This is a genomic window from Pseudonocardia sp. ICBG601, assembly GCF_020496245.1.
Genome location: NZ_JAHLJA010000005.1, coordinates 43,577 through 65,798, shown reverse-complemented (window position 1 = coordinate 65,798; position 22,222 = coordinate 43,577). Strand labels below are relative to the sequence as shown.

The following is a 22,222-nucleotide window of genomic DNA, read 5'->3' as shown; positions in this document are numbered from 1 at the left end:
CCACGATTTATCCTCGTGTCACGATGAAAAAGGCTCTCACCTCGCCCCAGTCTCCCACCACCGGGCTCGCGCTCGCCGCGATGGCCCTCGGCGGCCTGGCCATCGGCACCACCGAGTTCGCCTCGATGGGTCTCCTGCCCGCCTTCGCCGCCGACCTCGGCGCCACCGTGCCGCAGGCCGGAACCGCCATCAGTGCCTACGCGATCGGCGTCGTCGTCGGCGCGCCGGTCCTCGCCGTGCTCGGCGCACGGTGGCCGCGCAAGCACCTGCTCCTCGCCCTGGCGGGCGCGCTGGCGGTGGCCAACGTGGCGTCGGCGTTCGCCCCGACCTTCGGCACCTTCGTCGTGACCCGGTTCCTGGCCGGACTGCCGCACGGCGCCTACTTCGGCACCGCGTCGGTGCTCGCGGCCTCGCTGGTGCCGCGGGAGCGGCGACCGCGCGCCATCGCCACCGTCATGAGCGGGCTGATGATCGCCAACATCGTCGGTGTGCCCGGGGCGACCTGGCTCGGGCAGGCGGCGGGCTGGCCGGCCGCCTACCTGACCGTCGGCGTCGTCGCGGTGGTCACGATGCTGGCCGTGTGGCGCCTGGTCCCCGACGTCCGCGAGGAGCGCCGGGGCTCGATCCTCGGCGAGCTCTCCGCGCTGCGCCGCGGCCAGGTGTGGATCACCATGGCGGTCATCGCGACCGGGTTCGGCGGGTCGTTCGCGGTGTACAGCTACATCACCCCGGTGCTCACCGAGGTGTCCGGCCTGGCCGCCGCGGCCGTGCCGCTCGCGCTCGCCGTGTTCGGCCTCGGCATGACGCTGGGCAACCAGGTCGGCGGCCGGCTCGCCGAGGCGGCGCCGGTGCGCACGATCGCGGCCGGGCTCGGCGCCGCCACGGTGTCGATGGCCCTGTTCGCGCTCACCGCGTCCTCGCCGGTGTTCGCGCTGCTGGCGCTGTTCTCCCTGGCCTTCACCACCACCGCGACCACCCCGGCGCTCGCGACCCGGCTGATGGACGCCGGCCGCGAGGGCCCGACGCTGGGCGCGGCGCTGCACCACGCGGCGTTCAACGTGGCGAACGCCCTCGGTGCCGCACTGGGCGGACTCGTCCTGGCCGCCGGGTGGGGCTGGACCTCGCCCGCCGCCGTCGCGACGGTGCTGCCGCTGCTGGGCCTGGTCGCCCTGTGGCAGGCGGTGCGGATGGAGCGCGCCGAGCGGCGCGCGGAGCTCGCCCTGGCCGCCTGAGCACTCCGGTGTAAACGAGAGGTGTCGATCGGATCACCTCTGGGAAGCCTGCCTCCGAGTTGATCGTTGCGTTAAACAACGATCCCGACGGGAGGAGACCCGCGATGACCACCGGTCTGCACGAGGACGTCCTGGACGGCGCTGTCCCGGACGGCGGGGGCCTGTACAGCGACGTCGAGGAGCTGCTCGACGCCCTCGCCACCGACCGCGACCGCGAGGCGCTGGTGCACCGCGACCGCCGGATCCGCGCCGGCGAGCTGGTGGACACGGTGCACCGGCTCGCCCACGTCCTCGACGAGCGGGTCGAGCGGGGATCGGTCGTCGCGCTGCTGGCGGGCAACACCCCCGAGGCCGTCGTCGCGCGGCTCGCGGTGACCCTGCTCGGTGCCGGGATCACCCAGCCGCACGAGGGCCTGTCGGCCGCCGCCACGGCCCGGATCGTCGCCGACGTCGAGGCGCCGCTGGTGCTCGCCGACGCCGACGCCGCCGCGTCCGCCGAGGCGGTCCTGGCTCTCGTCGACGGCGTCGAGGTCCTCTGGCTGGGTGCCCACGACGGCGGCACCGACCTGCTGGAGCTCGCCGCGACCGCGTCGGCCGAGCCGGTCCGGGGCCGGGCCCTCCCGCACGACGTCGAGCAGATCCGCCACACCGGCGGCACCACCGGGCACCCGAAGGGCATCACCTACACCTTCGACCACCACCGGCGCGGCGCCGAGATGCGCCGCCGGGCCGGCAACTTCGGCGCGGGCGCCACCGGCGGGCGGCTGCTCGTCGCCACCCCGGTCGCCCACGTCGGCGGCTCGATGGCCGACCGCACGCTGGCCGAGGGCGGCACCGTCGTGCTGCAGGACTCCTTCGAGCCGGGTGCGTTCCTCGCCGCGATCGAGCGGGAGCGGATCACCCACACCTTCCTGCTGCCGCCGCTGATCTACCGCCTCCTCGACCACCCCGACCTGGACCGGACCGACCTGTCGTCGCTGCGGTCGCTGGTCTACGGCGGTGCCCCCGCCAACCCGCGCCGCATCGCCGAGGCGCTGCGCCGGATCGGCCCGGTGTTCACCCAGTTCTACGGCCAGACCGAGGCCGGCGGGATCAGCGTGCTCACCGCCGAGGAGCACCGGAACCCCGACCTGCTCGGCACCGTCGGGCGGCCGATCCCCACCACCACGATCGCCATCACCGACGCCGACGGCCGGCCCGTCGCCCCGGGCGAGCGCGGCGAGCTGTGGGTGCACACCGGCATGGAGATGGACGGCTACTGGAAGCAGCCGGAGCTGAGCGCCGCGACGGTCGTCGACGGCTGGGTCCGCACCGGTGACGTCGCCCGCCAGGACGCCGACGGCTACCTGCACCTGCTCGACCGCGTGAAGGACATGATCGTCGTCGTGGGCGGGCACGTGTACACCTCCGAGCTGGAGGACCTGCTCATGGAGCACCCGGCCGTCCGGCACGCCGCGGTCTTCGGCGTGCCCGACGACGACGGCACCGAGACCGTGCACGCCGCCGTCGTCACCGACTCCCCGTCCCCGAGCGCGGACGAGCTGACCGAGCTGGTCGCCGACCGCGCCGGTGCGATGTACGTGCCGCGCACCGTGGAGTTCGTCGAACGGATCCCGCTGACCGGGATCGGCAAGACCGACAAGAAGCGGCTGCGCGCCGAGCTCGCCGGTCAGCCGCGCTGACGGACCGCCTCGTAGAGCACCACGGCCGCGGCGATCGAGGCGTTGAGCGAGTTGACCCGCCCACGCATCGGGATGACCACCGTGGCGTCGGCCCGGTCGAGCCACGCGTCGGTCACCCCGGTCGCCTCGGTCCCGATGACCAGCGCGCTCGGCCCGGTCAGGTCGGTGGCGGCGAGCCCGGTCGTCCCCGCCGGGGTTGTGACGAGGGTGGCGATGCCGCGCCGGTCGAGCCAGTCGAGGACCTCGGGGGTCGACGCGGACGCGACCGGCACCGCGAACACCGTCCCCTTGGACGCGCGCACCACGTTGGGGTTGGCGAAGTCGGTGCCGCCCCGCTCCGGCGTCGCGATGACCACCGCGTCCACCCCGCACGCCTCGGCGGTGCGCAGCATCGCCCCGACGTTGCCGGGCTTCTCGACGCCCTCGGCGACCAGCACGAGCGGGTCCGGCCCGAGGTCCAGCTCGTCGAGCGGGCGGCCGGGGGCCGGTGCGACGGCGAGCCAGCCGTCCGGGGACTCGCGGTAGGCGATCCGGGCGAACACCTCCCGGCTCACCGAGAACACCCGCGCCGACGGCATCCGGGGCAGCAGCGCGTCGGACCGCACCAGGTCCGGCGCCCAGTACACCTCGCTCGGCTCGACGCCGGCGTCGAGCGCGAGCGCCAGCTCGTCGTGCCCCTCGATCACGGTGACGCCCGCCGCGTCGCGGTGGCGACGGGTGCGCAGCCGGACCAGGTTCTTGACGCGCGGGTTGGCGGTGCTGGTCAGGTCGGGCACCGGACGAGCCTAGGACACCGCCGTCCTACTCCGGGGTAACCTCCCGGTGACCGGGCTGGACACGTGGAGGGTGGGACCGATGGGCGAGCCGACGGGGATCGCGGTCGAGGTGACGGACGGGGTCGCGCGGCTGCGCCTGGACCGCCCGAAGGCGGCGAACGCGCTGCACGAGCCGATGTGGTTCGGGCTGCGTGACGCGGTGCGCGAGCTGGACGCCGACCCCGCCGTGCGGGTCGTGGTGATCAGCGGCAACGGGCGGCACTTCTGTTCGGGCATCGACGTGTCGATGCTGGGCGGGCTGCGCGAGAAGGCCTCGGGTGACTCGGTGGGTCACGGCGCCGACGCGCTGCGCCGCACGATTCTCGACCTGCAGGACTGCCTGACCGCGATCGAGCGCTGCCGCACACCGGTGATCGCCGCGATCCACGGCGTCTGCCTCGGCGCGGGCCTGGACCTGGCCGTCGCCTGCGACCTGCGCTACGCGACCGCCGACGCGTCGTTCGTGCTGAAGGAGGTCGACATGGGCCTGGCCGCCGACGTCGGCGTCCTGCAGCGGCTGCCGCGCATCGTCGGCGAGGGCGTCACCCGCGAGCTGGCCTACACCTGCCGCCCGGTGTCCGGCACCGAGGCGAAGGAGCTGCGCCTGGTCAACGGCGTGTACGACGACGCCGAGGCGCTGGAGAACGGTGTCGCCGAGCTCGCCGCGTCGCTGGCGGCGAAGTCCCCGCTGGCGCTGCGCGGCACGAAGTACGCGATCACCTACGCCCGTGACCACTCCGTCGCCGACGGGCTCGACCAGATCGCCACCTGGAACGGCGGGCAGCTCGTGTCGGCCGACCTGACCGAGGCCGTCACCGCGTTCATGGAGAAGCGCCAGGGCGTCTACCGGGACTGACCCCGCCCTACCGTCGCGGGACGACCTCACCGACGACCGCGTACATCCCGGCGGGCCCGGCGGGCGACCGCCCGGCCTCGGCCCGCCAGTCGGCGACGTCGACCATGCCCGGCTCCAGCAGCTCCAGCCGGTGCCCGGGCCGGTCGACGAGCAGCCTGCGCAGCAGGGCCCGGTCCCGGGACCGGGCCGGCTGCGCGGTGTCCTGGGTGAACCGCTCGACGGTGCGCATCCGTTCGGCGATGCGCGGGTCGTCGACATCGGTGCTGCCGTGCGAGACGACGAGCATGCTGCCGGGTCCGAACGCCGTCGCGTAGCGGTCGAACAGGGCGCCGAGCAGGTCGTCGTCGCCGACGAAGTGCAGCACCGAGACCGCGAGCACGGCGACCGGCTCGGCCGGGTCGAGCAGGCCCGCCACGCCCGGGGCGGCGAGCACGGCCTCGACGTCGGTGAGGTCGGCCGCGGTGATCGAGGCCCCCTCCACACCGGTCAGGAGCTGGCGGCTCATCGCGACCGACACCGGCTCGACGTCGACGTAGGCGACGCGCGCCGTCGGGTCGGCACGGTGGGCGATCTCGTGCACCGGCTCGGCGGTGGGGATGCCGGAGCCGAGGTCGAGGAACTGGCGCACCCCCCGGTCGAGACAGGCCCGCACGGCCCGGCCGAGGAAGGCCCGGTTGGCGAGCGCGAGCTCCCGCGTGTCGGGCAGCGCGACGAGCAGGCGCTCGGCGAACTCCCGGTCGGTGGCGAAGTTGTGGCCGCCGCCGAGCATGTAGTCGTAGATCCGCGCCGGGTTGGGCAGCGTCAGGTCGATCTCGTCCACCGGGACGGGTGCGGGTTCCGGGACGGTCATGGACCTCACCCTCCCGCCGGTGTCTCCCTGGCCGCAAGTCCCGACAGGACCTCGTGCAGCTCCGCCGCCGTGGCGGGGGTCGTCCCCGGGAGGCCCACCAGCGCGAGCAGCCGCGCGACGGCCGGCGCCCAGGCCGGGCCGAGCCGCGCGTCCGCGAGCAGCGCGGCGTCGCCGAGGATCTCGGCCGCCGGACCGCGCCGCACCCGCCCCCGCGCGACAACGGCGACGTCGTCGGCCCAGCGGTGGGCGAGGTCGACGTCGTGGGTGGACAGCACGACCGCGGTCCCGGCGCGCTGCAGGTCCTCCAGCACGACGACGAGCTCCTCCACCCCGGCCGGGTCCAGGCCCGCGGTCGGCTCGTCGAGCACCAGCACCTGGGGCCGGACGGCGAGGGCACCGGCGATCGCGACCCGCTTGCGCTGTCCGAACGACAGCCGGTGCGTCGGCCGGTCGGCGAGGTCGGCGATGCCGACGGCGGCCAGCGCGTCGTGCACCCGGGCGTCGACCTCGGCCCCGTCGAGACCGAGGTTGAGCGGCCCGAACGACACGTCCTGCGCGACGTCGGCGGAGAACAGCTGGTCGTCGGGGTCCTGCAGGACGAGCTGGGCGGACTCGCGCAGCCGCGCCAGCCCGCGGCGGGTGCGCCGGACCGGCTCACCGTCGAGCAGTACCTCCCCGGCCGCCGGGGCGAGCAGCCCGAGCAGCAGCCGGAACAGGGTGGTCTTGCCGCCGCCGTTGGGTCCGAGCACGGCGAGCCTGCGCCCCGGGTCGACGGCGAGGTCCGCCCCGTCGAGCACGACCGGCCCGTCCGGGTAGGCGAAGACCAGTCCGCGGGCCTCCAGGACCGCGGTCACGGGAGGACCACCAGTGCCGTCAGCGGGACGGCGACGAGCAGCGCCGCACTCGCCGCGACGAAGGCGGGCGAGACGGTGCGGGCGGGCACCCGGACGCGCAGCGATCCGTCGTAGCCGCGGGAGGCGAGGCCCGCCTCGAGGCGGCGGGCACGGTCGAAGGCCCGGACGAACACCGCGCTCCCCTGCGCGGCCAGCGACCGGAAGGTGGTCCGCCGCGTCCGGAACCCCATCCGGAGGGACTGGGCCTCCCGGACCGCGGTGAGCGAGTCCAGCAGCAGGAACAGCATCCGGTAGACGAGCAGGGTGATCTCCAGGACGGCGGGTGGCACCCACCGCAGCCGCGGCAGGGTGTCCGCGAGCGGCGTCGTCGCGGCAAAGAGGATCAGACAGGACACCGCCGCCAGCGAGCGTCCGACGAGCGCGGCCGCCCGGGCCGGTCCACCCGGTGCGAGTGCGAGCCACGGGTCCCCGCCCACGGTCACCAGCAGCGGCAGCGCCCCCACGACGACGAACCCGAGCGGCAGGGCGAGCAGCCGCAGCGCGGTCCGCCACGGCACCCGGGCCCCACCCAGGAGCAGCGCCAGCGCCGCGCCGCCGGTCAGCACGGCACCGGGCCACGGCGGGAGGACGACCGCGAGCAGCAGGAGCCCCAGGGCGAGGAACGCCTTCTCCCCCGGGTGCCGGGACCGCCAGCGGTTGGCGTGGGCGGTCTCGTCGATCAGCAGCATCAGGTCTGCCGGGCGGCCTTCTCCCGGCTGCGCGTGCGGGCGACGCCGATGCAGTAGCCGAGCACGCCCGCGCCGGCCGCGGCCTGCATCGCGAAGATCCCGGACTCGATCTCGCCCGACGGCGGCTCCCACACCGGGCTGAACCACGGCTGGTAGCCGGTGGCCTCGATGGCCTCGCCCGCCTGGCCGTCGGACCCGGCGTACTCGCCGGGCACGAACAGCACCGGCACCGCGAACAACGCGACGACGGCGACGACCAGCAGGATGTTCACGACGGTCGAGCGACTCACGCCGACGCCTCCTTCTCCGGGCCCTGCGCGGTCGCGGCCGGGGCGGCGCCACCGGTGTCGGTGGTCGTGCTCGTCGTCGTGGCCGTGCTCGTGGCCGGACGCAGCACGCCGAGGCGGCGCAGCTCGTCCGGGGTGATGCGCACGAGCAGCCGCACGACGAGCACGGTCAGCAGCCCCTCGGCCACGGCCAGCGGGATCTGCGTGATCGAGAAGATCGAGGCGAAGGTGACGAAGGCTCCGCCGAACCCGGAGGTGGGGTCGGGGAACGCGAGCGCCAGCTGCGCGCTGGTGATCGTGTAGGTGCCGAGGTCACCGAGGAAGGCCGCGGCGAACACCGCGGGCCCCAGCGACCCCCCGAACTTGCGGACCACGACGTAGGCGCCGTAGGCGATCCACGGCCCGGCGATCGCCATGGAGAACGCGTTGGCGCCGAGCGTGGTCAGCCCGCCGTGGGCGAGCAGGACGGCCTGGAAGAACAGCACCACCGTCCCGAGCAGCGCCATCACCGGTGGTCGGAACAGCACCGCGCCCAGCCCGGTGCCGGTCGGGTGCGACGACGACCCGGTCACCGACGGGATCTTGAGCGCGGACAGGACGAAGGTGAACGCGCCGGCCGCGGCGAGCAGCAGCTTGGTGTCCGGATCCTCCCGCACGCGCTGTACCACGGCCCGGGCGCCGTGCACGACGAACGGCGCGGCGACGACGGTCCAGGCCGCCGCGTGCAGCGGCGGGAGATAGCCCTCGGCGATGTGCACGGACGAACGCTACGGCCCCGCCGTTAGCTCGTGCAAGCCTGAATATCCGGACAGGTGTGCAGTGCCTGACATACGTCGACGCCCGGACCCGGCCGGGTCCGGGCGTCGACGGTGCTGCGGAGTGCGGTGGTCAGACGCGCGCGCCGTTGGTGTGGTGCACCTCGGCGGGGCGCTCGGCAGTGGCCTTGTGCTCGGCCGCGGCGGCGAGCCGGCCGGCCGCCTGCTCGGCCTCACGACGGCGCTGCTCCCGCTCGGCGGGCGTGGTCTCGGGCGTACCGACACCGCTGCCCGGCTGCCCGGCGACGACCCGCTCCTTCGCCAGCTTCCGGGCCTTCTTCTCCGCCTTCGCGGCGGCGTCGCGCTGGGCGACCTTCTCCAGCCGCGCGGCCTTCGCCTTCGCGGCAGCCTTCTTCTCGGCAGCCGCCGCCTTCTTCTGCGCAGCACGCGCGGCCTTCGCCTGCTCGCGGGCCTTCTTCTCGGCCTTGCGGGCGGCGCGGACGGCCTTCTCGGCGGCCTTCTCCTCCGCGCGGCGGGCCTTCTTCGTCTCGGCCTTCGCGGCCTCGACGGCCTCCCGGCCGCTCTTCTTGCCCTTCTTGCTCTTCGTGCCCTTCTCGGTCACGGACTTCTTCTCCTGCACGGCCATACCCGGGTCCTCTCCTGTCCTCGCGACCGACGGCACGACGCGGGACCGGCCGACGGGGACACCGGCCGGGCGCCGAGGTGCGGGTGAGGGTCGCGGGACGACGGTCTCGCCGACATCGTCGGATGCGCGACACCGCGACCCGGTGAACGGGCGGCGGCGTGCGCGGAACACGACAGGGTGCCCCCGGAGACCGGTGGGGAAACGCCCAGGTGACGGCGAGGCAACGACGACCGGTCCGGCTGCCCCGGTCGGACCATCACGGGCACCCGACCGTCGTAGCGGGAGGGCGGTCAGCCCGCCTCGGGGACCCCGTCGTGCTGGTCCTGGTCGTCGGCGAGATGACCGCGCAGGGTCACCAGGGCCCGGGCGAGCAGCCGCGACACGTGCATCTGCGACAGCCCCACCTGGGCGGCGATCTGGGTCTGGGTCTGGTTGCCGAAGAACCGCAGCATGAGGATGGTCCGCTCCCGCTCGGGGAGCTTGCGCAGGGCCGGGCGCAGCGACTCGCGGGCCTCGACCGCGTCCATCCCGGCGTCGATGCCCCCGACGATCTCGCCGAGCGGGTTGTCGGTGTCGCCGACGAGCTTGTCGAGCGAGTCCGACCGGTAGGAGTCCTGGGCCTGCAGCCCCTCGATGACCTCCTCCCGGCTGATGTCGAGGTGCTCGGCGAGCTCGGAGACCTTCGGGGCGCGGCCGTGCCGCGAGGCCAGCTCCTCCTGGGCGCGGGTCATGCGGCTCTGGATGTCCTTGAGCCGCCGCGGCACCCGCATCGACCAGGTGCGGTCGCGGAAGTACCGGCGGATCTCCCCGGTGATCGTGGGGACGGCGTAGGCCAGGAACGGGGTGCCCTGGTCCGGGTCGAACCGGTCCAGCGCGTTGAGCAGACCGATCGCGCCGACCTGCTCCAGGTCCTCGACGGGCTCGCCGCGGTGCCGGTAGCGCCCGGCGATGTGCCGGACCACCGGGTGGAAGCCCTGTGCCAGCTCGGAGCGCAGCCGCTCCCGTTCCGGGTCCCCGGGGCCGGCGGCCGCGAAGGCACGGAGAGGCTCGACGAGGTGGGTGTACTCGTCGGGGCGGGTGTCCGCATCCGTACTCGGCTCAGCCATGCCGTCTCCGCGGCCGGCAACGATCGACTGCCATCACCGATCGACGGTAGGCCGCGGGCCGCGGGCCCGCACGTCGAACTTCGCGTGACCTGGTCGACATTTTCGATCGGCGGTCACTCCGATGAGTTGCACGGCGACCTGGTGGGTACTGCTGCCCCATGCCCCCGACTCTGCGTGTCGAGCTGCCCGTCGAACCCGCGTCGGCAGGTCGCTCCCGCCGGGAGACCGGCAGGTGGCTCGCGTCGCTGTGCGGGACCGACGAGCAGTGCCCGACCGTGCAGGACCTCGTCCTCGCGGTGAACGAGGCCGTGTCCAACTGCATCGAGCACGCCTACGGGGCCGCCGGCTCGGAGGACGCAGGCTCGGAGGGCGCCGCGACGGTCCTGCTGCACGGCGAGGCCGAGGGGTACCGGGTGCGGATGGAGGTCAGCGACCGCGGGTGCTGGCGCGACCCGCCCACCGACCCCGGCCACCGTGGACGGGGCATCGGGATGATCGAGGCGGTCGCGGAGGACGTGCGGGTGGAGCCGGGTCCTGACGGGACCACCGTCACGTTCCGGGGCCGGATCGGCCGCTGCCCGGGGCTGTGCACCCCCGCGTCCTGAGAGCGTGTTTGGAAATTCTAGTGGGTTGAGGGTGTCGTGTGTTTCTGCTGGCGGGTGGCGGGGTATCCACGGGCGATGCGGCGGGTGATGGTGTTGATCGCGGCCCAGCGGATCATGGCTTCGGATGTGGTGGGGTGGCGTTCGTAGTCTCGGGCCAGGCGTCGGTGTGCGGTGAGCCAGGCCAGGGTCCGTTCGACCACCCACCTTCGTGGGAGGACGGTGAATCCGCGCTGCTCGGGTGGCTTGCGGATGATCTCGATCGTTGTCTGCAGGATCGTGGCGGCCCAGTCGAGCAGTCGCCCGGCGAAGCCGGCGTCGGCGTAGACGAACCGCACCCTGGTGCGCAGGTAGAGGTTGAGCAGGATCGGCTTGGCGCCGTCGCGGTCCTGTACCGAGGCCGAGCACACCATCGTGGTCAGCAGCAGACCGAGGGTGTCGGTCACGATGAACCGTTTCCGTCCGCCTGTCTTCTTCCCGGCGTCGTAGCCGCGGGAGTCCTGGCCGACGGTGTCGGCGCCCTTGACCGACTGGGAATCGATGATCCCCGCACTCGGCTCCGGATCACGGCCCTCGGCGATACGTAACTGCCCCCGCACGACCGGGAGGATCTTCTCGGTGACCTTCTGCTGTTCCCACTGGTTGAAGTACCAGTAGACGGTCTGCCAGGGCGGGAAGTCCACCGGCAACGCCCGCCAGGCACACCCGGTCCGCACGACATACAAGATCGCGTCCAGCACGTCCCGACGAGCATGAGCAACAGGCCGCCCCCGCCGCGCGAGCGGCGGTAACAACGGCTCGATCACCACCCACTGGGCATCACTGGTGTCCGAGGGGTACCGGCGCGGTCGTTCCTGCATGCCGACCACGATGGAGCACCCCAGCCGTGTCGACCATCCCGACACACCCACCATTTCCAAACACGCTCTGAGACGCCCGGGCCCACGACGGGCCCCGCAACGACGGGCCCCGCAACGACAGGGTCGCCGCACCCCACGCCCGAGGGCGGGTGACGGCGACCGGTTCTCATCGAGCCCGATCCGTCGCGGACCGGGCGGTGGGGTCAGATCAGTCCCACATGGCGGTCGACGGGTCGTCGGACCGGTGGCCGCGGTGGCCCCCGCGGGCGACCGGGGTGTAGCGCCCGTCGTGTCGGGCCTGCTCGCTCTCGGGGTGGGGCCAGGTCTCGTTCGCGTGCTGCGTGCTGCTCTCACTCATGGTCACAGGGTGCCCACCGGACGTTCCGGGCAAGCGGAGCGCAGGAGTCGGCTCGGTAACACCTGCGCCCCGCCCGGGTGAAGACGCCCGACGGTCAGCCCGTCCTCGCGAGGCTCTTGATCGAGGCCAGGATGTCCTGCACGCGCTCCTTGGCGTCGCCGAACAGCATCTGGGTGTTGTCCCGGAAGAAGAGCGGGTTCTGGACGCCCGCGTAGCCGGTGGCCATCGACCGCTTGAAGACGATCACGTCCTTGGCGTCCCACACCCGCAGCACCGGCATCCCGGCGATCGGCGAGCCCGGGTCCTCCGACGCGGCCGGGTTCACCGTGTCGTTGGCGCCGATCACCAGCACGACGTCGGTCTCGGCGAGGTCGTCGTTGATCTCGTCCATCTCCAGGACGATGTCGTAGGGCACCTGGGCCTCGGCGAGCAGCACGTTCATGTGGCCGGGGAGCCGTCCCGCGACCGGGTGGACACCGAAGCGCACGTTCACGCCGGCGTCGCGCAGTGACCGGGTCAGCTCCGCCACCGGGTACTGGGCCTGGGCGACCGCCATGCCGTAGCCGGGCGTGATCACGACGCTCTCGGCGTTCGCGAGCAGCTCGGCGACGCCGTCGGCGTCGATCTCGCGGTGCTCGCCCTCCACCGCCGCGGCCGCCGAGGAGGTGGCCCCGAAGCCGCCGGCGATGACCGAGATGAACGACCGGTTCATCGCCTTGCACATGATGTAGGACAGGTAGGCACCGGAGGACCCGACGAGCGCGCCGGTGATGATCAGCAGGTCGTTGCCGAGCAGGAAGCCCGCCGCCGCGGCGGCCCATCCGGAGTAGGAGTTCAGCATCGACACCACGACCGGCATGTCACCGCCGCCGATCGAGGCGACCAGGTGCAGACCGAGCAGCAGCGCCAACACCGTGAGCACGGCCAGGATCCACATCTGCGGCGTGATGACGAAGAACACCGTCAGCACCGCGAACGCGACGAGCGCGCCGAGGTTGAGGACGTTCTTGCCGGGCAGCATCAGCGGCGCCGACTTGATCTTCGCCGACAGCTTCAGGTAGGCGATCACCGAGCCGGTGAAGGTCACCGCACCGATGAACACCCCGACCGCGACCTCGGCGTGGTGGATGCCCAGCAGCGGCCCCTCCAGCACCAGGTGCCCGGCCTCGACCTCCAGGAAGCCGTTCCAGCCGACCAGCACCGCGGCGAGGCCGACGAAGCTGTGCATGAGCGCGATGAGCTCGGGCATGCCCGTCATCTCGACGACGCGTGCCCGCCAGAGCCCGATCGCCGCACCGACGACGACGGCCGCGAGCAGCAGCGCGACGCCGAGCCCGGACGCCTGCCCCAGCGCGACGACGGCGGTGGCGACCAGGGCGATGGTCATGCCGGTGATGCCGAACAGCACACCGGACTTGGCGGTGTCGTGCCTCGACAGCCCGGCGAGGCTGATCACGAAAAGGATGGCGGCGATCAGGTACGCCGCAGTGGTCCACGTCTGCACGGCTCAGCTCCTCGTGAACATCTGCAGCATGCGGCGCGTCACCGCGAAGCCACCGACGATGTTGATGGCGGCGAGCAGCACCGCGACCGCGGCGAGCCCGATGACCAGGGCGTCGCCGCCGGTGCCGATCTGCAGGATCGCGCCGACGACGATGATCCCGGAGATCGCGTTCGTGACCGACATCAGCGGTGTGTGCAGCGCGTGGTGCACGTTGCCGATGACGTAGAAGCCGATGACGATCGCCAGCACGAACACCGTGAGGTGCCCTGCGACCTCGGCCGGGGCCAGTGCCGTGACCGCGAACAGCGCCACCGCGCCGACGACGCCGGCGGCGAGCCCGGCGTAGGGGGACCGTGGCTTCTCCGGCTCCGTCGCCACGGGCTCGGCGGCCGGCTGGGCCGCGGGCGCCGCACTCACCTTCACCTCGGGCGGGGGCCAGAGCGTCTCACCCGCGTGCGCGATCGTGATGCCACGGACCACCGTGTCGTCCAGGTCGAGCGCGAGCCGCCCGTCCTTCTCCGGGGTCATCAGCTTGAGCAGGTTCAGCACGTTCGTGCCGTAGAGCTGCGACGCCTGCGCAGGCAACCGGGCGGCGAGGTCGGTGTAGCCGATGATCGTCACGCCGTGGTCGGTGACGACGGCCTCGCCGGCCACCGACCCCTCCACGTTGCCGCCCTGCGAGGCCGCCATGTCGACGACCACGCTGCCCGGGCGCATCGACGCCACGTCCGCGGCGGTGATCAGCTTCGGCGCGGGCCGCCCCGGGATGAGAGCGGTGGTGATGATGATGTCGCAGTCCGCGGCCTGCTCGGAGTAGATCTCGGCCGCGCGCTTGTCGTAGTCCGCCGAGGTCGCCTTGGCGTAGCCGTCGGTGGACGCCTCCTGCTCCACCTCGACGGCCAGGTACTCCCCGCCGAGCGACCGCACCTGGTCGGCGACCTCGGAGCGCGGGTCGGTCGCCCGGACCACCGCGCCCAGGCTGTTGGCGGCGGCGATGGCGGCGAGCCCGGCGACGCCCGCCCCGGCCACGAGCACCTTCGCCGGCGGGACCTTGCCCGCGGCGGTGACCTGACCGGTGAAGAACCGGCCGAACACGTGGGCCGCCTCGATCACCGCCCGGTAGCCCGCGATGTTCGCCATCGACGACAGCACGTCCATCGACTGGGCCCGCGAGATCCGGGGCACCGCGTCCATCGACAGGGCGGTGACGCCCTGGGCGGCGAGCGCGGCCGTGCGTTCCTCCTCGAAGCGCGGCGCGAGCATCGCGATCAGCACGGAGCCCTCGCGCAGCTTGCCGATCTCGTCGGGCTGCGGGGCGTTGATGCGCACCACGACGTCGGCGTCCCAGACGGGACCGTCGGCGACGTCGGCGCCCGCCTCGGCGTAGGCCTCGTCGGTGAACCCGGCCCGGGCACCGGCCCCGGACTCGACGGTGACGGCGTAGCCGAGACCGACCACCTTCGCGACGGTCTCGGGGCTCATCGCCACGCGCGTCTCGGGCTCGGACTCCGCGGCCACACCGATCCGCATCACCGGTCCCGACGGCTCAGGGCTGTCGCTCATGCACTCTCCTCGATCTTGCGCGTGCTTCGTCGCTCGCACCGGTCGTGGGTCTTTCGGAAGGTAATGCCGGAAGCGGGCGCGTGCAGTCACGACTACGTCACAGGCCGGACCGGTACCCCGGCGAGGCACGGCTGACGTGGGCGGCAGCGTAGCGCCGGGAAGAAGCTCGCAGCCCCTCCGATGTGCTCGGCGGGGGAACCCGGACCCGGTCCCGGCGCGGGCGGCACCGGGCCGGCGCGGGCCCGCGCCGGGGCGAGCGGTCAGCGCTGACGGGCGGGCCGCACCACGATCTCGTTGACGTCGACGTCCTCGGGCTGGGCGAGGGCGAAGGACACCGCGCGGGCGATGGCATCGGGGTCGATCGCGTGGGCGCGGTAGGTGCGCATCCCGCCCGCTGCGTCCGGATCGGAGATCGAGTCCGCGAGCTCGGACGTGACCACGCCGGGGGTCAGGGTGGTCACGCGGATCGAGGGGTCGCTCTCCAGGCGGAGGCCCTCGGTGATCGCCCACGCCGCGTACTTCGTGCCCGAGTACACCGCCGCCGTCGGGACGACCTGGTGCGCGCCGATGCTCGCGGTCGTGACGAAGTGCCCGCCACCCTGCTCGGTGAACACCGGCAGGGCCGCGGCGATGCCGTGCAGCAGACCGCGCAGGTTCACGTCGACCATCCGGTCCCACTCGTCGACGAGCAGGGCGTCGAGCCGGGACAGCGGCATCACGCCCGCGTTGTTCACCAGGACGTCCACCCGGCCGTGTCGTTCCCGGGCGGAGTCGACGAACGCCCGGACGTCGTCGCGGGCGGTCACGTCGACGCGCACGGCCTCCACAGCGCCCTCCGCGCTGTCGGCCAGCGCGACGAGCCGGTCCGTACGGCGCGCCCCGGCCACGACGACGTGCCCCTCGCCCGCGAGCCGGCGCACCACCGCCTCCCCGATCCCGCTGCCCCCGTCACCAAGATGATCTTCTGTGTAGTCATGGGCCCACCGTCGCCGGTGCACGCCCGCACCGGCAGGCCCCGGTCGTCCGGGGGTGTGCCACACCCACCCACGGCCGCGGCGGACCTCCTACCGTGTGCGCCATGGCTTCGGAGCTCGGCGCGTACCTCGCCACCCGGCGCGCCCGGATCACCCCGGACGCGGTCGGTCTGCCCTCGGCGGGGCTGCGCCGGGTCCCGGGGCTGCGCCGGGAGGAGGTCGCGATGCTCGCCGGGATGAGCGTGGACTACTACGTCCGTCTGGAGCAGGGGCGCGAGCGCCGCCCGTCGGCGGAGGTCCTCGAGTCGCTGTCGACGGTCCTGCAGCTCGACGCCGACGAGCGCTCGCACCTGTTCGCCCTCGGTGGGTCCACACCCAGGAAGGCCACGGCCGTCGCGACGGACCGGGTGGACCCCGCGCTGCGGCAGCTGATGGACGCGTGGCCGGACAACCCGGCGCTGGTCCACAACCGGGCCTACGACGTCCTGGCGACCAACGAGATCGCCGATGCGCTCTTCGGCGGCTGGCCGTTCTCGCGGAACCTGATGGAGATCGTGTTCTGCGACCCGGCCGCCCGCAGCTTCTACGTCGACCGGGACGCCGTCGCGGCGAACACCGTCGCGGGGTTCCGGCTCCACCACGGTCGCGACCCGGAGGACCCGCGGATCAGGGCGGTCCTGCACCGGCTGCTCTCGAGCGGCCCGGAGTTCGCGACGCTGTGGGCGGCGCACGACGCGCGGGGCAAGTCGCTGGAGCGCAAGCGCCTCCGGCAGCCCCGGGTGGGGCCGCTGACCCTGACCGTGCAGACCTTCGACGTCCGCTCGGCCCCAGGCCAGCAGCTCGTCGTCTACCACGGTGAGCCGGGTCCCTCCGGCGACGCCCTGCGGCTGCTCGGCTCGCTGGCCGCCACGGACCGGGCACGGGGCTGAGGCGGCTCCCCGCTCGACGTCGTCCCCCGGCCCCGGCGGGCCCGCTGTTCCGCCCGTGACGGCCGACCCCGCCCGTCGCAGGAGGGGACACCGACCGGCCCGTCGAGGCCGAGCCGCCCCGACCGCAGGCGGGCGCCGGGCCGGTCGGCCGGGTCAGGTCCGGGGCGGGGCCACCGGAACGTCCCCGCCGGTCGGAGCGGAGTAGAATTGCCGGGCCCACCGCCGGTAGCGGCCGACGGGCCCGTCACCGGGGGCGAGCTTCGGGTGCTCGACGTAGATCTGGTGATTCCACACCGGGAAGTCGGGAGCGGCGTCCCGGAGGGTGATGTGGTGCGCCAGGCGGCTGAACAGCTGCGAGAGCGGGTCGGTGATCAGTCGGCCCAGGACGTCGGGTACGAACGGGACCTTCTCCAGCGCCACGGTGGCGCCCAGGCGCAGGTGGAGCCTGCCCGGCGCCGTGGGGGTCGCGTGCAGCAGGACGTACATGTCACCGAGCGGGCCGAGCCGCGCCACGGCCGCCAACGTCGAGAGGCCGACGACGGTCAGCTCGTAGGACGCGCTGGGGACCAACGCCCGCCCGCCCGCGGTCACCGGGATCGTGCAGGTGGGCTCCCCGATCACCGGATCGGCGTCGATGGTGAGCCCGCTCAGGCCGTGCAGCTGGGTGAGGTGCCCGAAGTCGAACGCGTTCTCGACGATCATCTGCGGATGGCCCGCGAGGTCGACCGTGGTGTGCCGGAAGACGCTGGGCCGCGGGCCGTGCAGGGCGGGCACCTCCCAGGTCGGCGGCTCTCCCAGCGCATGCCGCCACACGTAGACGGAGCTGTTCACCTCGCACACGTCGTACCGCGTCAGCGCGGCCTTCGGCGGCTGCAGCCCGTAGCCGGTCGCCACGCAGGTCCCGCTCGTGTCGAAGGCGAACCGGTGGAACGGGCAGACGATGGTCTCGCCCTCGACCGCGCCGCCCGCCCCCAGATGTGCTCCCAGGTGCGGGCAGTAGGGCCGCACGGCCCGCAGCACTCCCCCGCGGGTGCGGTAGAGCACCACCTCCTCCCCCATCAGCGTGCGGGTGAGGACGCCACCGGGCGGGAGCTCGTCGGAGAAGGCGAGGCAGAACCAGCCGTCGGGATAGGGCAGCGCGGTCGCGGTGGCGGTTGCGGTCAGCGCATCGGCGCGGGCGGGACCGGAGTCGTCGTGGACGTAGCGGGTGAGACCGGACATCGCAGGTCCTCCGTGGTGGTGGGGGTGCTCACGGGCGGGGCCGCCGGCCCCAGGCGGAGATCAGCAGGAACGGCAGGTCGGCATGCCCCGGGTCGTCGAGCAGGGCGAGGCAGTCGGAGATGTCGTCGTCGGAGACGAGATCGTGCTCGCGCAGCAGCGGGCCGAACTGCGCCAGCGAGACACGCACGAGGCTGGTGGCGTTGCCGGTCGACCCCACGACGCCGGGGGTGCAGAGCACGCCGACCTCCACCAGCCCGGCTTCGGCGAGCATCAGCGGCAGGCCGGTGGCCCACCCGATGTCGGCGCCCATCCGGCCGGACGCGAGCCGGGAGAGCCCCTCCAGGCAGCGGTGGAAGGCGGTGCGGCTGCCGCCGGGCGGCGTGATGCGGAGCGTGGCGTCGACGCAGACCCACCCGCCCGGCGCGGTCCACCCCACCATCCTGGCCAGCGCGGCGGCCCGGTCGGGCAGGTGCTCCAGCAGGGCGCGGGCGTGCACGAGGTCGAACGAGGCGGCCGGGAAGTCGTCGTGCAGGACGTCGTGCCGCAACGGCGTCAGGTTCGCGATGTCGGTCGGGAGCAGGGTGGTGTCGAGATCGGTGACCACCACCTCGCCCGGCGCACAGCGCCGGGCCAGCCAGCGCCCCACCGACCCGGTCCCCCCGCCGAGCTCCAGGCACCGCCAGCCGGGCATCGGGTCCAGTCCGTCGAGGGCCCGTCGGGAACCTGCGTCGGCGAACTCCTCGTGGGCCCGGAGTCTGCGCAGCTCCAGCGGCTCGTCGTGGTCGAGGTGACCCGCTCCGTAGCCCGCCGTCATGCCGGGCACCCGGCCCCTGCCGAGGGCTCGCCGACCGCCGGTGCGGCGTCCCGTGCCACGACCCGCAGGGTCAGGCCGCGTGCGGTGATGGTGGCCTCCACCGCGGGCCGGAACGGCTCCGGTGAGAGCGGCTCGACGCGCCAGCGCCGGAGGACCGCGTGCAACGCGGTGACCATCTCGGTCAGTGCGAAGCGGTCGCCGATGCACTTGCGGGCCCCGGCGCCGAAGGGGAGGTAGGCACTGCGGTCGGGAGCCCGGCCGACCCACCGGCCGGGATCGAACCGATCGGGATCGCGGTAGAGGTCGCCGCGGTGCTGGATCAGGTACGGGCTGACGGCCACCACGGTCCCGCGCGGCAGCTCGACCCCGCCCAGCTCGGTGTCCGCGGTCAGGGTGCGGGTGAACAGCCACGCGGGCGGGAACAGCCGCAGGGTCTCGGTGAGGACCCGGCCGGTGACACCGTCGAGCGGCGGCGGCCGGACTCCGTCCGCTGCCCGCGCCTCCGCCGTGACCTGCTCCTGCACGTCGGGGTGGGTGGCCAGCAGGTGCAGCGCCCACGCGAGCGTGTTCGCGGCGGTCTCGGTGCCGCCGATGAAGAACGTGAGCACCTGGTCGGCCAGCTCGGCATCGGTGAGGGTCGCGCCGTCGTCCACCGCCCCCAGCAGCGAGGACATGAGGTCGCCGTGATCGGTGGGGTCGGCGCGGCGGTTCGCCACGATCGTCGCGACGACGTCGAGGAGCCGCGCGCGGGCCTCGTCGAACCGGCGGTTGAACGGGATGGGCAGCCGGCTCAGCAGCGGCGGCGTGAGCATCCGCCGGAACACACCCCGCACGAGCGTCGTCGTGTCGTCGATGCTCCGGTCGACCACATCCGCGGGCAGCTCACCACTGAAGATCGTCTCCATGGTCGCGCGGGCGGTGAGAGTCATCATCTCGCGGGTGACGTCGAGGTGCTGCCCGGTGTGCCACGCGCTGCTGCTCGCCTCGGCCGTCGCGGCGAACACCTCGGCGTAGCCGGGGAACCGGTCGTTCTGGAACGAGGGCTGGCACAACCGCCGCTGCCGGCGGTGGCTGCTGTGCGGACAGGTCGACAGGCCGTTGCCGGCGACCTCGCGGATCCGCTCGATCACCGGGCCCTCCTTGTCGTAGGTGCGGTCGTCGAGCAGGACCTGGCGGGTCACGTCCGGGTCGCAGGCCATCACGACCGAGAAGGGGCCCAGACGGATCCGCGCCAGCGGCCCGAGCGCGGGCAGCGACGAGGTGAACGCGAGCGCGTCCCGCAGCAGCGGCACCGCGTGGCCCAGCACCGGCAGCGCGCCGGGTGCGAGCGGGATCGACGGGGGGCGGGGCATGGTCACCTCGTTGTCTCGGAGGGTCCGGTCACCACGTGACGGGCAGGTCGTGGACGCCGTAGATCAGGCCGTCGTGCTTGAACCGCACCTCGGACGGCTCGACGGCGAGGCGCAGGGTGGGGATGCGGCGGTAGAGCGTGCCGTAGACGACCTGCAGCTCGACCCGCACGAGCGGCTGCCCCAGGCACCGGTGCGGGCCGAAGCCGAACGCGACGTGGTGCCGGGCGTCGCGGCGGATGTCGAGCCGCTCGGCGTCGGGGAAGGCCTCGGGGTCGCGGTTGCCGACGTCGTTGGGCAGCACGATGCCGTCGCCGGCGCGGACCGTGGTCCCGTCGGGGAGCTCGATGTCGGCCAGCGCCACCCGGCGCCGCGCGGAGTGCACGATGGGCAGGTACCGCAGGAGCTCCTCGGTCGCGCCCACCACCAGCGCGGGGTCCTCGGTGGTGCGCAACGCCGCGAGCTGCTCGGGGTGGCCGAGCAGCGCGAGCGTACCCAGCGCGATCATGTTGGCCGTGGTCTCGTGACCGGCGACGAGGATCAGCAGGAGCATCGACGCCAGCTCGGACGAGGTCAGCTCCCCAGTGGCGACGTGCCGGGCCGCCATCCGCGACAGGATGTCCTCGGCCGGGTCGGTGAGCCGCCGCGCGATCAGGTCCTCCAGGTACCCGACCAGCCCGCGCTGCGCCGCGAGCACCTGCTCCACCGTCGAGTACCGGTGGATGAGCACGTGGCTCGACCGCTGGAAGAACTCGTGGTCGGCGTAGGGCACCCCGAGCAACTCGCAGATCACCATCGTCGGCACGGACAGTGCGAAGGCCGTGACGAGGTCGACGGGACGCGGTCCGTCGAGGATCGCGTCGATCCGCTCGTCGACGATCCGCCGGATCGTGGGCCGGAGGGCCTCGACCCGCCGTACGGCGAACGGGCTGGTCAGCATCCGGCGCAGCCGCCGGTGCTCCGGATCGTCCATGGTGATGAAGGAGCGCGCGTCGGCGTGGCGTGCCTTGATCCCTGCCGTGACGTGCGGATAGCCGTCGTGGGTGGGGTCGGCGCTGACCCGCGGGTCGCTGAGCAGCTCGCGCTGCAGCGCGTGTCCGGTGACGAACCACGGCGTGCTGCCGTCCCAGATGCGGACCCGGCCGACCGGCCCGCGCGCGTGCAGTCCGAGCAGCTCCGGCGGCGGGTCGAACGGGCAGCCGGCCGCACGCGGCAGGGGGAACTCGGGGATCGGGGCGGTCATGCCGCGGTCCGTCCGGGGACGGGCGCGGTGATCTCCAGGACCGCGGCGGTCCAGCGGAACCCGAGGCCGAAGCTCACCACGAGCACGCGGTCGCCGGGCACGACCGTCCCGCCGCGGAGCAGCCGGTCGACGGCCAGCAGCAGGTCGCACGGTCCGGCATGGGCGACGTGGCGTCCGAACGTCCAGCTCGTGTCGGCCGCACGGGCGTGCAACGGTGGCCCCGACAGCAGGACGTCCAGCACCGCCGACCCGATCGCGACGACGGCGATGTGCGCGACGTCCGCCGGTGCGAGACCGGCCTCGTCCAGCACCTGCTCGACGCAGGAGCGCGTGGCCTCCTGCAGGGAGGTGACGTGCGGGGCGAGCCCCGTCTCCTCGACCGCCATGCGCCGGCCCGTCGCCCCGCCCGCCACGCCGGCCGCGGCCCTGCTCATCTCCTCCAGACGGGGCACCGCGGCGTGGGCGGTCGCCACCAGCCGGGCCCGGCCCGGCGCGCGGGTGAGCACCGCGGCCCCGCCCGCGTCACCGGCGAGGTAGCCGATCTCGTGGACGAAGTCCCAGCGTTCGGCGGGGAAGCGGGACCCCGCGGTGACCATCGCCGCCCGTGCGTCCGGCCGTGCGGTGAGGTGCTCGGCCGCCGTGACCAGCGCGGCCGCACCGCCGTCACTCGCGGCGCCGATCTCCATCCCCGTCGCCACCGTGGTGCCCAGGGCGCGCAGCAGGTAGGGCGAGGGGGTGTAGTGGTCGACGTCCTGGAAGCTCGCGTGCACGAGCAGGCTCAGGTCGGAGCCGACGGCACCGGCGTGCCGCAGCGCCTTCAGCGCTGCGCGTGCCGCCATCCCGACGGCCGTGTCGCCCGTGGCCACGGCGGCGGAGCCGAACCCGTTGGCGTCGGCCGCCGAGGGGGTGTCCGGCCGGGCACCTGCCCGCGGCCGGATGGGCGGGATCCACGACCCGCTGCCCGCGATGTTCACGTCGGACCAGAGCACGAGTG

Annotated in this window: 22 protein-coding genes and 1 pseudogene; 5 read left to right on the top strand and 18 right to left on the bottom strand. The window is 73.6% G+C overall.

Going from position 1 to position 22,222, the window contains the following annotated elements:
• The first annotated feature begins 23 nt into the window (after positions 1-23).
• Both KPL57_RS05470 and KPL57_RS05465 read left to right on the top strand, forming a co-directional pair.
• Entirely contained in the window at positions 24-1,232 is a 1,209-nt protein-coding gene (locus KPL57_RS05470) for an MFS transporter (RefSeq protein ID WP_075308010.1), read from the top strand.
• A 104-nt stretch (positions 1,233-1,336) separates the two neighbouring features.
• A complete protein-coding gene (locus KPL57_RS05465) occupies positions 1,337-2,914 on the top strand; it encodes an AMP-binding protein (RefSeq protein WP_226350754.1) in 1,578 nt (525 codons plus the stop codon).
• On the opposite strand, the gene KPL57_RS05460 is transcribed toward KPL57_RS05465, so the two are convergent.
• Entirely contained in the window at positions 2,902-3,690 is a 789-nt protein-coding gene (locus KPL57_RS05460; RefSeq protein WP_226350753.1) for an RNA methyltransferase, read from the bottom strand. The two genes, KPL57_RS05465 and KPL57_RS05460, sit on opposite strands and share 13 nt — an antisense overlap.
• Before the next feature lie 79 nt (positions 3,691-3,769).
• Here KPL57_RS05460 and KPL57_RS05455 point away from each other — a divergent pair, with 79 nt between their 5' ends.
• A complete protein-coding gene (locus KPL57_RS05455; RefSeq protein ID WP_020626272.1) occupies positions 3,770-4,585 on the top strand; it encodes a crotonase/enoyl-CoA hydratase family protein in 816 nt (271 codons plus the stop codon).
• A gap of 7 nt (positions 4,586-4,592) precedes the next feature.
• Here KPL57_RS05455 and KPL57_RS05450 read toward each other — a convergent pair whose 3' ends face one another.
• The 7 genes from KPL57_RS05450 to KPL57_RS05420 all read right to left on the bottom strand — a co-directional run bounded on the left by KPL57_RS05450 (position 4,593) and on the right by KPL57_RS05420 (position 9,811).
• Positions 4,593-5,435 carry an SAM-dependent methyltransferase gene (locus KPL57_RS05450; protein WP_064485377.1) on the bottom strand — a complete coding sequence of 281 codons (843 nt, stop codon included), beginning with the start codon at positions 5,433-5,435 and terminating at the stop codon, positions 4,593-4,595.
• Between the two features lie 5 nt (positions 5,436-5,440).
• On the bottom strand, positions 5,441-6,289 hold the full coding sequence (locus KPL57_RS05445; RefSeq protein ID WP_226350752.1) for an energy-coupling factor ABC transporter ATP-binding protein: 849 nt from the start codon (positions 6,287-6,289) through the stop codon (positions 5,441-5,443).
• On the bottom strand, positions 6,286-7,017 hold the full coding sequence (cbiQ, locus tag KPL57_RS05440) for a cobalt ECF transporter T component CbiQ (RefSeq protein WP_226350751.1): 732 nt from the start codon (positions 7,015-7,017) through the stop codon (positions 6,286-6,288). Before cbiQ ends, KPL57_RS05445 begins: the two co-directional genes overlap by 4 nt.
• Positions 7,017-7,307 carry an energy-coupling factor ABC transporter substrate-binding protein gene (locus tag KPL57_RS05435; protein ID WP_020626268.1) on the bottom strand — a complete coding sequence of 97 codons (291 nt, stop codon included), beginning with the start codon at positions 7,305-7,307 and terminating at the stop codon, positions 7,017-7,019. The genes cbiQ and KPL57_RS05435 overlap by 1 nt, the downstream gene beginning before the upstream one ends.
• The gene (locus KPL57_RS05430; protein WP_020626267.1) at positions 7,304-8,062 is read right to left on the bottom strand and encodes an energy-coupling factor ABC transporter permease; all 759 of its coding nucleotides are present in this window, start codon (positions 8,060-8,062) and stop codon (positions 7,304-7,306) included. Before KPL57_RS05430 ends, KPL57_RS05435 begins: the two co-directional genes overlap by 4 nt.
• Before the next feature lie 130 nt (positions 8,063-8,192).
• Complete coding sequence (locus tag KPL57_RS05425; RefSeq protein WP_226350750.1) at positions 8,193-8,705, bottom strand: hypothetical protein; 513 nt, start codon at positions 8,703-8,705, stop codon at positions 8,193-8,195.
• A gap of 290 nt (positions 8,706-8,995) precedes the next feature.
• Positions 8,996-9,811, bottom strand: a complete 816-nt coding sequence (locus KPL57_RS05420) for a SigB/SigF/SigG family RNA polymerase sigma factor (RefSeq protein WP_020626265.1) — start codon at positions 9,809-9,811, stop codon at positions 8,996-8,998.
• Between the two features lie 158 nt (positions 9,812-9,969).
• Between KPL57_RS05420 and KPL57_RS05415 the strand changes: the two genes are divergently transcribed.
• Positions 9,970-10,416, top strand: coding sequence for an ATP-binding protein (locus KPL57_RS05415; RefSeq protein WP_226350749.1), 447 nt, complete (start codon positions 9,970-9,972; stop codon positions 10,414-10,416).
• On the opposite strand, the pseudogene KPL57_RS05410 reads toward KPL57_RS05415, so the two are convergent.
• From KPL57_RS05410 to KPL57_RS05390, 5 genes and pseudogenes are all read right to left on the bottom strand, one after another.
• A pseudogene (locus KPL57_RS05410) lies at positions 10,361-11,327 on the bottom strand (IS5 family transposase). The gene KPL57_RS05415 and the pseudogene KPL57_RS05410 overlap by 56 nt on opposite strands.
• Before the next feature lie 154 nt (positions 11,328-11,481).
• On the bottom strand, positions 11,482-11,631 hold the full coding sequence (locus KPL57_RS05405) for a hypothetical protein (RefSeq protein ID WP_158071455.1): 150 nt from the start codon (positions 11,629-11,631) through the stop codon (positions 11,482-11,484).
• 94 nt (positions 11,632-11,725) lie between these two features.
• The gene (gene pntB / locus KPL57_RS05400; protein WP_226350748.1) at positions 11,726-13,135 is read right to left on the bottom strand and encodes a Re/Si-specific NAD(P)(+) transhydrogenase subunit beta; all 1,410 of its coding nucleotides are present in this window, start codon (positions 13,133-13,135) and stop codon (positions 11,726-11,728) included.
• 3 nt (positions 13,136-13,138) lie between these two features.
• A complete protein-coding gene (locus tag KPL57_RS05395) occupies positions 13,139-14,665 on the bottom strand; it encodes a Re/Si-specific NAD(P)(+) transhydrogenase subunit alpha (RefSeq protein ID WP_226350791.1) in 1,527 nt (508 codons plus the stop codon).
• A 293-nt stretch (positions 14,666-14,958) separates the two neighbouring features.
• Positions 14,959-15,696 carry an SDR family oxidoreductase gene (locus KPL57_RS05390; protein ID WP_374203668.1) on the bottom strand — a complete coding sequence of 246 codons (738 nt, stop codon included), beginning with the start codon at positions 15,694-15,696 and terminating at the stop codon, positions 14,959-14,961.
• A gap of 80 nt (positions 15,697-15,776) precedes the next feature.
• Here KPL57_RS05390 and KPL57_RS05385 point away from each other — a divergent pair, with 80 nt between their 5' ends.
• The gene (locus KPL57_RS05385; RefSeq protein ID WP_226350747.1) at positions 15,777-16,601 is read left to right on the top strand and encodes a helix-turn-helix domain-containing protein; all 825 of its coding nucleotides are present in this window, start codon (positions 15,777-15,779) and stop codon (positions 16,599-16,601) included.
• 153 nt (positions 16,602-16,754) lie between these two features.
• On the opposite strand, the gene KPL57_RS05380 is transcribed toward KPL57_RS05385, so the two are convergent.
• Genes KPL57_RS05380 through KPL57_RS69345 form a run of 5 tightly spaced genes read right to left on the bottom strand, consistent with a single transcriptional unit; the run spans position 16,755 to position 22,217 of the window.
• On the bottom strand, positions 16,755-17,822 hold the full coding sequence (locus tag KPL57_RS05380) for an aromatic ring-hydroxylating dioxygenase subunit alpha (RefSeq protein WP_226350746.1): 1,068 nt from the start codon (positions 17,820-17,822) through the stop codon (positions 16,755-16,757).
• Positions 17,823-17,850: 28 nt separating this feature from the next.
• Positions 17,851-18,636, bottom strand: a complete 786-nt coding sequence (locus tag KPL57_RS05375; protein WP_226350745.1) for a class I SAM-dependent methyltransferase — start codon at positions 18,634-18,636, stop codon at positions 17,851-17,853.
• Complete coding sequence (locus KPL57_RS05370; protein WP_075333043.1) at positions 18,633-19,988, bottom strand: cytochrome P450; 1,356 nt, start codon at positions 19,986-19,988, stop codon at positions 18,633-18,635. The genes KPL57_RS05375 and KPL57_RS05370 overlap by 4 nt, the downstream gene beginning before the upstream one ends.
• 28 nt (positions 19,989-20,016) lie before the next feature.
• A complete protein-coding gene (locus KPL57_RS05365) occupies positions 20,017-21,228 on the bottom strand; it encodes a cytochrome P450 (RefSeq protein WP_226350744.1) in 1,212 nt (403 codons plus the stop codon).
• Positions 21,225-22,217 (bottom strand): 3-oxoacyl-[acyl-carrier-protein] synthase III C-terminal domain-containing protein, encoded by a 993-nt coding sequence (locus KPL57_RS69345; RefSeq protein ID WP_226350743.1) that lies wholly within the window; start codon positions 22,215-22,217, stop codon positions 21,225-21,227. The genes KPL57_RS05365 and KPL57_RS69345 overlap by 4 nt, the downstream gene beginning before the upstream one ends.
• Between the last annotated feature and the right edge of the window lie 5 nt (positions 22,218-22,222).